This window comes from Saccharopolyspora sp. ASAGF58, assembly GCF_012277335.1.
Taxonomy (GTDB): domain Bacteria; phylum Actinomycetota; class Actinomycetes; order Mycobacteriales; family Pseudonocardiaceae; genus Saccharopolyspora; species Saccharopolyspora hattusasensis.
This window is the reverse complement of the sequence record NZ_CP040605.1, coordinates 2,919,193-2,932,153: the sequence shown is the minus strand read 5'-3', so window position 1 is coordinate 2,932,153 and position 12,961 is coordinate 2,919,193. Positions and strand designations below refer to the sequence as shown.

11 protein-coding genes and 2 pseudogenes are annotated in these 12,961 nt (G+C 69.4%); 1 reads left to right on the top strand and 12 read right to left on the bottom strand.

Annotated features, from left to right (window positions below; translation table 11 throughout):
- Positions 1-88: 88 nt before the first annotated feature.
- From panC to FDZ84_RS13825, 5 genes are all read right to left on the bottom strand, one after another.
- On the bottom strand, positions 89-979 hold the full coding sequence (panC, locus tag FDZ84_RS13845; RefSeq protein ID WP_168586225.1) for a pantoate--beta-alanine ligase: 891 nt from the start codon (positions 977-979) through the stop codon (positions 89-91).
- A gap of 136 nt (positions 980-1,115) precedes the next feature.
- A complete protein-coding gene (locus FDZ84_RS13840) occupies positions 1,116-2,015 on the bottom strand; it encodes a Rossmann-like and DUF2520 domain-containing protein (RefSeq protein WP_168586224.1) in 900 nt (299 codons plus the stop codon).
- Positions 2,016-2,298: 283 nt separating this feature from the next.
- Positions 2,299-3,576 carry a PrsW family intramembrane metalloprotease gene (locus tag FDZ84_RS13835; protein ID WP_168586223.1) on the bottom strand — a complete coding sequence of 426 codons (1,278 nt, stop codon included), beginning with the start codon at positions 3,574-3,576 and terminating at the stop codon, positions 2,299-2,301.
- Positions 3,577-3,626: 50 nt separating this feature from the next.
- Complete coding sequence (locus FDZ84_RS13830; RefSeq protein ID WP_246869000.1) at positions 3,627-4,472, bottom strand: DUF6779 domain-containing protein; 846 nt, start codon at positions 4,470-4,472, stop codon at positions 3,627-3,629.
- Between the two features lie 173 nt (positions 4,473-4,645).
- Positions 4,646-5,134: a DUF3180 domain-containing protein gene (locus tag FDZ84_RS13825; RefSeq protein ID WP_371812855.1), complete on the bottom strand. Its 489-nt coding sequence runs from the start codon at positions 5,132-5,134 to the stop codon at positions 4,646-4,648.
- Positions 5,135-5,225: 91 nt separating this feature from the next.
- Between FDZ84_RS13825 and FDZ84_RS13820 the strand changes: the two genes are divergently transcribed.
- The gene (locus tag FDZ84_RS13820) at positions 5,226-6,161 is read left to right on the top strand and encodes a MerR family transcriptional regulator (protein ID WP_168586221.1); all 936 of its coding nucleotides are present in this window, start codon (positions 5,226-5,228) and stop codon (positions 6,159-6,161) included.
- 97 nt (positions 6,162-6,258) lie between these two features.
- Here the strand turns inward: FDZ84_RS13820 and folK are convergent, their stop codons facing one another.
- From folK to hpt, 7 genes and pseudogenes are all read right to left on the bottom strand, one after another.
- Positions 6,259-6,753, bottom strand: a complete 495-nt coding sequence (folK, locus tag FDZ84_RS13815; RefSeq protein WP_168586220.1) for a 2-amino-4-hydroxy-6-hydroxymethyldihydropteridine diphosphokinase — start codon at positions 6,751-6,753, stop codon at positions 6,259-6,261.
- 114 nt (positions 6,754-6,867) lie between these two features.
- Positions 6,868-7,257: a dihydroneopterin aldolase gene (gene folB, locus FDZ84_RS13810; RefSeq protein WP_168586219.1), complete on the bottom strand. Its 390-nt coding sequence runs from the start codon at positions 7,255-7,257 to the stop codon at positions 6,868-6,870.
- On the bottom strand, positions 7,250-8,101 hold the full coding sequence (folP, locus tag FDZ84_RS13805; RefSeq protein WP_168586218.1) for a dihydropteroate synthase: 852 nt from the start codon (positions 8,099-8,101) through the stop codon (positions 7,250-7,252). Before folP ends, folB begins: the two co-directional genes overlap by 8 nt.
- Positions 8,098-8,439 (bottom strand): annotated as a pseudogene (gene folE, locus FDZ84_RS13800) (GTP cyclohydrolase I); the annotation flags it as partial. The gene folP and the pseudogene folE, both read right to left, overlap by 4 nt.
- A gap of 969 nt (positions 8,440-9,408) precedes the next feature.
- Positions 9,409-9,684, bottom strand: a pseudogene (locus tag FDZ84_RS13790) (GTP cyclohydrolase I); the annotation flags it as partial.
- Positions 9,685-9,763: 79 nt separating this feature from the next.
- Positions 9,764-12,136, bottom strand: a complete 2,373-nt coding sequence (gene ftsH / locus FDZ84_RS13785) for an ATP-dependent zinc metalloprotease FtsH (RefSeq protein WP_168586217.1) — start codon at positions 12,134-12,136, stop codon at positions 9,764-9,766.
- Between the two features lie 226 nt (positions 12,137-12,362).
- Complete coding sequence (hpt, locus tag FDZ84_RS13780; protein WP_168590047.1) at positions 12,363-12,917, bottom strand: hypoxanthine phosphoribosyltransferase; 555 nt, start codon at positions 12,915-12,917, stop codon at positions 12,363-12,365.
- Between the last annotated feature and the right edge of the window lie 44 nt (positions 12,918-12,961).

The following is a 12,961-nucleotide window of genomic DNA, read 5'->3' as shown; positions in this document are numbered from 1 at the left end:
CAGACCTCCTACTGCTGATACCGCGGTTTGCCGGCGTATCTTGCGCGACGCCCGATCCGTCTCGACGGGCACCCGCGCGTTCGCCGCTTCACCTCTGTTCGGACACGCCGGGGCTGCCCAGCAGCACCAGCGCGTTGTCGATCAACCTCGTCGATCCGACCTTGGCCGCCACCAGCAGCCGCGCCTCACCCTCTGCCGGGACCGGGCCCAGCTCGGTGTCGCGCAGCTCCAGGTAGTCGACATCCACCGACGGCTCCGTGGCCAGCACCGCACCGGCGGCCTTGAGTGCCGCATCCGCTCCCGCCGCCGCGGCGTGCGCCGCGGCCGTCAGCGACGCGGAGAGCACCAGCGCCGCCTCGCGCTGCTCGGCGTTGAGGTAGGCGTTGCGGGAGGACAGCGCCAAGCCGTCCGCTTCCCGCACGGTGGGGATGCCCTGGATCCGGGCGTCCAGGTTCAGCTCCCGCGCCATCCGGCGGAGCAGCACGAGCTGCTGGTAGTCCTTCTCGCCGAAGAACGCCAGGTCCGGCCGCACGATGTTGAGCAGCTTCAGGACCACGGTGAGCATCCCGTCGAAGTGCCCCTGCCGGGAGGCGCCCTCCAGCTGCACGCCCAGCGGTCCGGAGTGGACGGTGATCTGCGGGTCGGGGCCGTACATCGTATCGACCGACGGCGCGAAGACCAGCTCCACCCCGGCTGCCCGGCACGCTTCCAGATCGGCCTCGAAGGTGCGCGGGTAGCGGTCGAAGTCCTCGTTCGGCCCGAACTGCAGCGGGTTCACGAAGATCGACACGACGGTGACGGCGTTGATGTCCCGGGCCCGGCGGATCAGCTCCAGGTGGCCGCGGTGCAGCGCGCCCATCGTCGGCACCAGGTGGATCCGGCGGCCGGTGGCCCGCAGGGCGCGGGTGACCCTGGCCAGTTCGGTGGGCTCGCGGTGCACGGTCAGCTCGCCCCGCGCGAAACCCGGGCTTTCGCTCATGACCGGTCCGCCTCTCCGCGATTTGCAGTGGTGGTTACGTCCAGCCCGAACCTCGCGTTTCGTGGTTTCTTGTGGCTGGCTTGCGTCACGGTCCCCTTGGGTGCGGTTGAGGAGGACCTTGGTTGCACAGGGCTGCTCACGCGGGCTCCTCGTCCAGCGCTTCGCGGACCGCCGCGGCCCCGTCCGCACGCAGGATCCCGGCCTGCTCGGCTCGCTCCGCGGTCCGCTTCGCCAGCTCGCGGTAGCTGGCCACGGTCTCGGGGTTCTCCCCGCTCAGCGCGGCCAGGTGCGCGCGGACCGTGCCGGCGTCGCCGCGCATCACCGGACCGGTGATGGCGCGGTCTCCGAGGCGCAGCGCGTTGTCCAGCGAGGCGGACAGGATCGGTGCCATGACCCGGTCGGGGATTTCGATGCCCGCGCCGCGCAGCAGCTCGGCGCACTCGTTGACCAGGGTGATCAGGTGGTTGGCGCCGTGGGTGAGCGCGGCGTGGTAGAGGCGGCGGGACTCCGCCGGCACCCGTACCGGCTCCATCCCGAGCTCCAGCGCCAGCGCCTCCGCGACGTGCCAACCCGCGTCGTCCACACCGGACGCCGTGACGGCCATGCAAGCGTTGGCGAGGCGTTCGACGTCTTCCGCGCGGCCGGTGAAGGTCATGGCTGGGTGCAGCGCCATGGTCAGCACGCCGACGTCGGCGGCCGGGGCGAGGACGTCCACGCCGTGCGCGCCGCAGGTGTGCGCGAGGATCTGCCCGGCGCGCAGGGATCCGGTGGCGACCAGACCGCGGGCCAGTCCGGCGATCGCGTCGTCCGGCACCGCCAGCAGCACCAGGTCGGCCTGCAGGGCCACCTCGTCGGGCGGCAGCACGGCGACCCCGGGGAGCAGTTCCCCGGCCCGGCGCAGCGATGCCTCGGAGACCGCGGAGACCGCGACGACCTGGTGACCCGCGCGTTGCAGCGCCGCACCCAGGACGGCACCGACCCGGCCGGCCGAGATGACTCCGACCCGCAGCCGAGGGCCCGTGCGACCAGCAGCCATTACCACCTCGTCCTCCCCTACCGTTCCAGTCCCAACCACCGGGTACCAGACAGCAGCGCGAGACTAGCCCGCCGATCCCGCCGCCGTGCCCCCCAGGTGGCGAGAACCACGCAATCCAGGTCCTGACACACCCCTGGGTCCGCAATTTCCATTGAAATCGAAGATCCAATTTCCATTGAAATCGCACGGAGTTGTCCACATCCTCCGGCGTGTCGCGGCCCGACACGCCGGAGGACCGCGATTTCAATGGAAATCGAAGGTCCGATTTCCATTGAAATCGCGTTCAGTCCCGGGAGCGTTGGATCGGCGGCCTCGGGTTCCTGGGGCCTGGCGGGCGCCGGAGGTTGTGCTTGGTCAGCTCCGTGAGCTTGATACGGGCCGTCTGGATCGCCTGGTGGGTGCCCGCCGCCGACCGCCGCGCCTGCTTCAGGTCCTCGATCAACTTCTCGCGACGAGCCCGGCGCGCCGCGCTGGTGGTCTGCCCCTGCGCGGCCCGGTGCTGCAGGAACGCCAGCTCGGTGACCGCGATCTGGTAGTCCCGCACCGCCTTCGCCGCCTCGTTCCCGGCGCTGCGCCGCACCTTGCGCAGCCAGCCGCGCCGACCCGCGAGCGTCGCGAGCATCTCCATCTCGCTGCGCACGATCAGCCCGGCCCGCTCCAGCACCGGCAGCTGCTGGATGACGATCCGCTGCTCCCGCTTGCGCTGCCACACCACCAGCCAGAAGGTGCCCAGGAAGATCGGCACCATGATCAGGAAGTAGACGTTCAGGAACTCCGTGCCGCCGAGCAGCGTCGACGTGTTCCACACCGCGTGCAGCAGCACCGCGCCGGCGAACCCGACCAGCAGGTACAGCAGCCGCAGCCGCTTGCTGTCGGTCCGCGAGGCCAACCCGGCGCCGATGCCGAACATCGAGCTGAACAGCGGGTGCGAGAACGGCGCGAGCACCCCGCGCAGGATGAACACCGCCACGACACCGCCGCCTACGCTGCCCAGCCCGCCGGCGGCGAAAGCCTTGCCGAAGTACAGGATGTTCTCGGTGAAGGCGAAGCCCGCCGCGGTCAGCGACGCGTAGACGATGCCGTCGACCAGCCCGTTGAACTCCGACCGGCGGCGGAACCACAGCGCCACGACGAACAGCGCCTTCGCCGCCTCCTCCACCAGCGGGCCCGCCACCGCCGTGAGGAAAAACCGGTTGTCCGGGCCGAACAGGACGTTGCCGAGGTCGGTGATGGCGTCGTTGAGCAGCAGCGAACACGCGGTCGCCCCGCCGGCGCCCCACAGGAACGCGCCGAGCAGCAGCATCGGCGGTTCCGGCTCCCAGCGGTCGATCCAGATGATCGCGGCGAACACCACGCCCACCGGCAGCAGGGCGGCCACCGCCCCGACCAGCGCCGGCGCCACCCCGACCTTCGAGGTGGTGACGCCGACCATCACCAACCCGCAGATTCCGAGCACGATCAGGCCCGCGACGGGCCATCCGACGGCGTGGTGCTTGCGGCTCTGGAGCCTGCGCGCGCCGGACAGATCGGCGGGCTGTCTCTGGAGATCAGGACTCGACACGGACAAAACCCTAGATAACGGCTCGGACCGGTGCCCGGATAGTCACCTTCTCAGGCGCGTCGGCGGCGTCGGCGTTGCGCATCGGAGGTACCCCCGTACGCGGCTAGCAAGTCGTTCACCGAGGTCCCCTCGGCGTGCGCGCCCGCCGGATCGGGCTCCGGCAGCGGGGCGACCGGTTCGGGCTCGGCCTTCGACGGCGCCGACGGCTCGGCGCGACGTGGCGCCTCCGCGCGCTCGTAGTGCGCCTTGTCCGGCCGCTTGTCCGGGCGCTTGGCCGCGGCGGGGCGGGCCGGGTGCACCTGGGCCGGCTGCACTTGGGCCGGCTGCGGCTTGGGCCGCTGCCGCTGCTTGGGCCGGCGCTCCGGCTGCTCCCCGGACAACCTGGTGATCAGCTCGGTGTTGGGCTGGGCACCGTTGGAAGGCGTTGGTGCGGCGGGAAGTTCGCGCGCCGGCGGCGGCACGAGCTGGCCCTCCACCTTGCCGCGGTCGGGCAGCGAGCGGACCCGGGTGGATTCGGCGCGCAGCGCGACCCGCTCGAACAGCACGTCGCCGCCGAGCACCTTCTCCAGGCTCTCGCGCAGTCGGCGCAGCTCCGCCTGCAGCGCCTGCATCTCGCTCTCGGACTCCTCGGCGGCCTTGCGCCGCGCCTCGGCCTCGGCCTCCAGCTCGAACTCCCTGCGGGCCGCGATCTCCCGCTCCAGTTCGAGCTCGTAGATGCGCTGGCTGTCCGCGGCATGCTGCTCGCCCTCCACCATGCGGTTGCGCAACTTGGCGACCGCGAAGGCCCCGATCAGCGCCGACCACAGCGCAGCAACGAGCCCGAGGCGCAGCAGGCGGGCGTCGTTGGTGAGCACGAGGACCGCCGTGGCGGCCGCGGCGAGCACTAGCACGAGCACCCACAAAGCTGTCGATCGCCCCCTGCGGGATCCGGATTCGGTGCTGCCGCGTTCGGACATAGCCACCACGGTACCGGGCGGTTATCAAGTCGAGACCTCAAGGGAAGAGACCGGTCTCCACTTTGGTCGGTGTGGCGCAGCGCACCGCCGACCGAACGGCCGAACGACTCGGCTCATTCCTCGTCGTCATAAGGCTCTTCCGGCTCGTCCGGATTGCGCAGGCAGCTCTCCAGCCAGAGCCCGGCCGCGATCAACGCGCCCGCGCTGATCGCCCCGATCACCGCGGCGAAGGTGTCCGCCCGGGCGGCCTCGACGATGCCGAGCCGCGGCAGCAGGAAGGCGATCAGCCCCACCCACGCACCGGCCATGATCGCGCCGGCCAGCGACGACGCCTTGGCCAACGCGACCGCGCGCGCGGCGGTCAGCCCGTCGACCGGTTCGGTGCCCGGCTCGCGCTTGACCCGCGGCCGCATGTTCAACGCCAGGAGCAGGTCGATGAGCGCGATCACCAGCAGCGTCGCCCCGGCCAGCAGCGGCAGCGGCGGCAGCTCGCCGTACACCAGCCTGGCGAGCACGTAGACCACGACGGCCGCGGCCAAGCCGCCCACGATGAGCTGCCGGGGCTTGGTGAAGGTCAGGTGCTCTGCGTGTCGTGGTGCCACGGTCCCAGCATGGCACCTCACCCCGCCCGGACCATCCGCGGGCGAAAATGCCCTTGAGTCTCCACCGACTGGAGGGTCGAAGGTGAATCTCGTGGACGACACCGTGCTCTACACGATCGGCGAGCTGGCCCGGCGAACCGGGCTGAGCGTTAAGACGATCCGGTTCTACTCCGACAGCGGCGTGGTGCCGCCCACCGACCGAACCGCAGCCGGCTACCGGCGCTACGACGTGACGGCCATCGGCCGGCTGGAACTGGTGCGCACCCTGCGCGAGCTGGGCGCCGGGCTGGACGAGGTGCAACGGTTCCTCGCCAACGAGACCACGCTCTCGAACCTGGCCAAGACGCACCTGGAGCTGCTGGAGGAGCAGATCCGCGTGCTGCAGACCCGGCGGGCGGTGCTGCGGGCGGTCGTGAAGCTCGACCGATCGACCGAGGAGGTACGACTCATGCACAAGCTGGCGCAGATGTCCGACGAGGAGCGCAACCGGCTGATCGACGAGTTCTGGGACGAGGTCAGCGGGGACGACCTCAACATCACCCCGGGATTCACCGAATGGCTGCGCCAGGCCAAACCGAACCTGCCCGCCGACCCGACGGCCGAGCAGCTGGAGGCCTGGATCGAGCTGGCCGAACTGGTGCGGGAACCCGACTTCCGGCGCGCCGTCCGGGCGCTGTACCAGGAGCACTCCGACCGCCGCGACGCCGGCGAAGCGCTGGTGGCGGACCAGGAAGAAGCGCAGAAGTGGTGGGCGGTCACCGACGAGGCGCGGGTGCTCGTCGAGTCGGGGACGCCACCGGAGGGCGCCGAGGCGCAGGCCCTGGCCACGCGGATGATGGCGCTGTGGGGCCGGGCCGACACCGCGGAGTCCCGCCGCGAGCTCGCGGAGGACTACGAGAACCGCACCGACGAGCGGATGTCGCGCTACTGGGAACTGCTGGCGACCATCAACAACTGGCCGAAGCACCCGGTCACGGCGGCCACCGCCCGATGGCTGGCCGCCGCCCTCCGCGTGTCGAACGATTAAGCGGCGCATCACCCGGGCCGGGCGCAATTTCTCGCGAAATCACGCCCTGCCCGGGTGACGCGCAAATCGCGCGCCACCAGAAATTCCTCGTGGACGATCAGCGAAGCGCCAGGTCCGCGCGGAGGTGGACGTCGTCGACCTCGTTGCGGGGCAAGGCTTCCAGGAGGTCCGCGACGCGGCCGTGGCCGGGCAGTTCGGCGTTCGGGTCGATCGCCAGCCACGGGATCAGCACGGTGGCGCGGCTCGGCGTGCCGGGGTGCGGCAGCAGCAGCTCGGGGTCCTCGCTGCGGACACCGTCCACAGTGACCACATCGACGTCCAACGTCCTAGGGCCCCAACGCTGTTCGCGGCGGCGTTCCGCCTGCTGCTCCAGCGCTTGGCCCCGGCGCAACCAGCCCCACTCGTCGAGCTCCGGTGATTCCACGATGAGCACCGCGTTGAGGAAGTCCGGCTGGTCGGTGACCCCCCACGGCGCCGTCTCGTACACCGGGGACGCCGCGACCAGCACGTCCGAGACGCCTTCGACGGCGAGCCGGAGGTACGCCAGCCTGTCCCCGAGGTTCGACCCGAGCGAAAGCACCGCCCTGCTCATCGCAGCCTCCCGATATCGCGCACCCTTTGTTGAAAAGACCCGTGAGTGCTTTTCGGCGCTATAGCACCCAAAAGCACTCACGGCACCCGACCTGCGGAACCCGGACCCGACGGCTCACGCCGGGACGACGTTGCCGCGACCGCCGCGGCGGGAGCGGCGGATGGTCACCGCCACGTCCGCGAAGGTCAGCGGGATCGGCGCGCTCGGCTTGTGGATGGTGACCTCTGCGGCGTGCACCCGCTCGTCGGACATGATGTCGTCCGCGATCTCGCCGGCCACCGCCTCGATCAGGTCCTTCGGCGGCCCGGCGACGATCGCCGCGGCCCGCTCGGCCAGCTCGCCGTAGTGCAGTGTCTTCGCCAGGTCGTCGCTCGTGGCGGCGTCCCCGAGGTCGAGCCAAACCGTGATGTCGACGAAGAAGTCCTGCCCGTCGCGCTTCTCGTGGTCGAAGACGCCGTGGTTGCCGCGCACCTTCAGGCCGGTCAACGTGATCCGGTCAGCCACCGAGTTCCCCTCCATTGCGCCACGCGGCGGTCACCGCGACCGCGTCCAAGGATTGCCGGACGTCATGCACCCGCACGCCCCAGGCCCCGCGATCCGCCGCCAGCGCCGACACCACGGCCGTCGCCGTTTCCCGCCCGGCGGGCGGTCGGGGCTTGCCATCGGCGTCGGCCAGCAGCCGCCCGAGGAACCGCTTGCGCGAGGCCCCGACCAGCACCGGAAAACCCAGGTCCACGAAGACGTCGAGCCGCTGCAGCAGCTGCCAGTCGTGCGACCCGCTCTTGGCGAACCCGAGCCCCGGGTCCAGCACAATCGCGTCCTCGGCCACGCCGGCGGTCAGCGCCGTGTCGACCTGCTGCAGCAGCTCATCGCGCACCTCCGCGACGACGTCCTGGTACACCGCGAGGCTGTTCATGTCCTTGCTGTGGCCGCGCCAGTGCATCAGCACCCACGGCAGCCCGGTGTCCGCCGCGACGTGCACCATGTCCGGGTCGGCCAGGCCGCCCGAGATGTCGTTGATCATCACCGCGCCGGCCTCTGCGGTCACCGCCGCGACCTTGGCGCGGGTGGTGTCCACGCTCACCGGAACACCGGCGGCGACCAGCTCGCGCACAACCGGCAGCACGCGCTCGATCTCGGTGGCGGCGTCGACGCGTTCCGAGCCGGGCCGGGTCGACTCACCGCCCACGTCGATGATGTCCGCGCCCAGCCGGTGCATCTCGATGCCGTGCGCGACGGCCGCGGCCCGGTCCAGGTAGCGCCCGCCGTCGGAGAAAGAATCCGGGGTCACGTTGAGCACGCCCATCACCGCGCAGCGCGGCGGGTGCGGCAACAGCGAATGCATCATCGACCCCTGATCAGCGACAACGCCTCGGAGCGCGAGGAAGCCGAGCTGCGGAACTGACCGCGCACCGCGGAGGTCGTGGTCGTCGAACCGGCCTTGCGAACCCCGCGCATGCCCATGCACAGGTGCTCGGCGTCGATCACCACGATCACCCCGCGAGGCTCCAACCGGCGCACCAACGCATCGGCGACCTGCGAGGTCAACCGCTCCTGCACCTGCGGGCGCTTGGCGTAGAGATCGACGAGCCTGGCCAGCTTGGACAGCCCGGTCACCCGGCCCAGTTCATTAGGAATATATCCAACGTGAGCAACTCCATGAAATGGCAAAAGATGATGCTCGCAATTGTGAGTCAAATGTCCATTAATTAGAAACGTCGGATGCGGATCGCATTTATAACTATAAACCGTGTACGGCTTCGCACCGGTTGCCTCCAGGTGCCGGACCGACTCGACCTTGACCCACTGCGACTCGATCAGGTCGGTCCGATGCGATTCCTGGCTGAAGCCGTGTCGCAAGAACCAGTCATCGGCGATCCACAGCCGGGAGATCGCGGGAGTCTTCGACGTGAACCGTGCGCCGATCACCTGGGCAACGTCTTCCAGGAAGCCAGCGTTCATGCTCGCGATCGTCCGACCGCGACTGGTCTTGGACCGGAACCCGTCCCCGTCGGCATAGGCATCCAGGAAACCGCGGAACGTGATCTCGTTCGACATCACGACTCGCGGGAACCGCTGCCGCTGATCGTGCGCGTCCCCTCCCACGTACTGGCGCACCAGGTCCGCCAGGTAGGAAGAAACGACTCGCACGCGGAAGCCTTCGACCTGGCGTTGCAGGTAACCGGACGGCCGCTCGATCTCTTCGATCTCGGCATCGACGCCGAAGGCCTGGTCGAGCGCGTAGGCGAACTTCTTCGCGAAGTCGCGATCGTTCACCACCAACGACACGTACCGGTCGCCGACCGTGCCGTCGGAGCAAAGGGCTCCCAGCGCGTAACCGAATTCGTAACCGATGTTCGGTTGCCAGCGCTGGCGACACAGCTTCTGCTGCGGCGTCCACTCGATGTAAGTACCGGCCACATCCTTGGCTTCCTGCCATCCCTGCGGCGTTGCCAGCGGATGGTCAGGAGTGACCTGGAATCGGCCCTGCTCTGTGACGACCTCGACGAGTTCGCGCTTCTGGTGCGAACTGACCTCGACGACCTCGGTCTGCTCTACCTTGCCGTCGACGAGGGTCCAGAAACGATCCCCGATCCGGACATCCCGAGCGGGCTTCGCACCATCAACCAGGTTGACGGTCTGCTTGCTCGGCACGCACTGGGAGTACACCGGGATGTCGCGAACCAGGACGAGTTCCTCGTGTGCCTCGTCGAAGGTCTTGTCCAGGACCTCGTCGGGGTTCGTGTACAGCCCCGCGAACAGCTCGCGGTAGGCGCGGGCGACGCGGGCCGGGGTGTCCCGCAGGCCCTCCCGGTCCGGGTCCTCACCGGCCGCGAGCAGCAACTCCCGGACAGCCGCCTCGGCGCGGGCCTGGTCGAACTGGGGAATGTGGAAAGAGCCGTCGGGACGGGAGTCGCCCCCCGCCCCGATCGGCTCGTCGACCGTGCTGGTCAATTTGTCTTTCCTCCACCGGCTGAGGCGCCCGGAGGCACCGAGTGCACCGGAGTGGTCAGCGGCTGGAGTTGCCGCTGCCGTTGTCCTGAGCCGAGTCCTGGCTCGTCTCGGGGTTGGGCCGCGGGGCTTCCTCCGCCTTCGGCTCACCCTGCTGCGGTGCCGGGTGCTCGGCCGGAGCCTGCTGCCCGCGCTCCCAGGACGGGGTCCAGTTGTACTGGCCGCCGCCCCCACCGGGGTAGCTCGAACCGGACGGGTTGGTCGCCGGGGTCCACCCGGGCGGCGCGCCGTAGTTCGGCGGAACCCCCTGCGGCACCTGGCCGTGCTGGCCCGACTGCTGCTGCCCCTGGTTCGGGTTCTGGAACTGCACCGTGCCCTGGTGCGCCCCCGCACCGGCACCGGCCGGGGTCGGCTGCTCGTGGTGCGGCGGAGCACCGTTCTGGTTGCCCGCTGCACCCGCCGGGGACGGCGTCGGAGTCGGCTCCTCCTTGACCGGGGGCCACGGCTCGCCGCGCTCCTTGGCCAGCTCGCCGGGGGTCTTGACCGGCGGCTTGTCCGACGGCGTGCGACCGGCGAAGTCGTTGAACGCGGTGATCCGGGGGCGCTTCTGCACTCGGGAGAAGATGCGCTCCAGGTCCTTGCGGACCAGCGTCTCCTTGTCGATGAGCTCCAGCACGAGGTCGTCGAGCACGTCGCGGTAGGTGTTGAGCACCTCCCAGGCCTCGGTGTGCGCGGCCTCGATCAGCCGGCGCACCTCCTCGTCGATCTCGTGCGCGACCTCCAGCGAGTAGTTCGGCTGCTGACCGGCGGTGCGGCCAAGGAAGGGGTCGCCCTCTTCCTTGCCGTACTTGACCGCGCCCAGCCGGGCGGTCATGCCGTACTCGGTGACCATCGCGCGGGCGATCTTGGTGGCCTGCTCGATGTCGCTGGACGCACCCGTGGTCGGCTCGTGGAAGACCAGCTCCTCGGCGGAGCGGCCACCGAGCGCGAACACCAGGCGGGCGATCATCTCCGAGCGGGTCATCATGTCCTTGTCGTCCTCGGGGACGACGAGGGCGTGCCCGCCAGTGCGACCGCGCGGCAAGATCGTCAGCTTGTACACCGGCTCGAGGTCGGGCATCGCCCAGGCGGCCAGCGCGTGCCCACCCTCGTGGTAGGCGGTGATCTTCTTGTCCCGCTCCGAAATGATCTTGCTCTTCCGGCGCGGGCCGCCGATCACGCGGTCGACCGCTTCCTCCAGCGCGGCGGCCGTGATCAACTGGCCGTTCTCCCGCGCGGTGAGCAAGGCGGCCTCGTTGACCACGTTCTCCAGGTCGGCACCGGAGAACCCGACGGTGCGCTTGGCCAGGCTGTCCAGGTCGGCGTCCTGCGCCAACGGCTTGCCCTTGGAGTGCACGTTCAGGATCGCGCGGCGACCGCGCAGATCAGGCGCGGACACCGGGATCTGCCGGTCGAAGCGGCCCGGGCGCAGCAGCGCCGGGTCCAGGATGTCCGGCCGGTTCGTCGCGGCGATCAGGATGATGCCGCCGCGCGAGTCGAAGCCGTCCATCTCGACGAGCAGCTGGTTGAGGGTCTGCTCCCGCTCGTCGTGCCCACCGCCGAGGCCGGCACCACGCTGGCGGCCGACCGCGTCGATCTCGTCGACGAAGATGATGCACGGCGCGTTCTGCTTGGCCTGTTCGAACAGGTCGCGGACGCGGGAGGCACCGACACCGACGAACATCTCGACGAAGTCGGAACCGGAGATCGAATAGAACGGCACGCCGGCCTCACCGGCGACGGCTCGGGCGAGCAGCGTCTTACCGGTGCCGGGCGGGCCATAGAGCAGGACGCCCTTCGGGATCTTGGCACCGAGGGCCTGGTAGCGGCCGGGGTTCTGCAGGAAGTCCTTGATCTCGTGCAGTTCCTCGACGGCCTCGTCGGCACCCGCGACATCTGAGAACATCGTCTTGGGCATGTCCTTGGTGAGCTGCTTGGCCTTGGACTTGCCGAAGTTCAGGACGCGGTTGCCGCCGCCCTGGACGTTGTTCATCATCCACATCAGCAGCAGCACGAGCAGGCCGATCGGGACGAGGTAGAACAGCATCTGCACCCAGAACGAGTCCTGGGTGACCTTGGTGTTCCACGTCGGCACGTGCGCATTGCGGATCTCGGCGACCACCTGGTCGGTGGCACCGGCCGGGTACTGCGCGATCAGCTGTTCGCTGCCTTGGAAGCCTTGGCCGGGGTTGAGGGTCAGCCGAACCCGCTGCTCCTTGTCCTCGATGGTCGCTTCCTTGACCTTGCCCTGGGCGATCTGTTCCAGGGCCTGCGAGGTGGAGACCTCGCGGTAGGAGCGAGTCTCGTCAAAGAGCACGCTGAACGCGTAGATCAGCAGAAACGCTGTCAGGATCCACAGCAGCGGGTTGCGGAGCAGGCGCTTTCGGTCCATTCACTTGCGGCCGTCGGGCGGCCTCGACCCTCCCTGACTGTCACTTCGGGCAACGGCTGTTGGTAGACACACTTCGTCATTGCCGTCAACCCCTTCAGACCAGCGTACCGGCCGATGCGAGGGCACGACCATGCCGAGCTGACGCAGGACGCCCAGCGTACTCGGCCACCGGGGCGCATTGGGGCGGGAGGGCCGAACCGGACACGCCTGCCCGGCCGCTCCCGGCTCACACGCCGGACGTGTAGACCTTCGGATCGAGCGTGCCGATGTAAGGCAGATCACGATAGCGCTCGGCGTAGTCCAGCCCGTACCCGACCACGAACTCGTTCGGGATGTCGAAGCCCACGTACTTCACCGGGACATCCACCTGCACCGCGTCGGGCTTGCGCAGCAGGGTGCACACCTCCAGCGAGGCGGGGTTGCGCGAGCTCAGGTTCTTCAACAGCCAGGACAGCGTCAGCCCGGAGTCGATGATGTCCTCGACGATCAGCACGTCCCGGTTGGCGATGTCCCGGTCGAGGTCCTTGAGGATGCGCACCACGCCGGACGAAGAGGTGGACGAGCCGTAGGAGCTGACCGCCATGAACTCCAGCTGGGCCGGCTGGGGCAGCGCCCGCGCGAAGTCGGTCATGAACATGACCGCGCCCTTGAGCACGCCGACCAGCAGCAGATCACCACTCGCGTCCTGGTAGTCCTCGTCGACCTGCTTTGCCAGCTCGGTGACCTTGTCGTTGATCTGCTGCTCGGTGATGAGCACAGAAGCGATGTCGCCGTCGTACACGGCCCGGCTTCCCCTCTTGTCGAATCGACGGGACACCGGTTCCC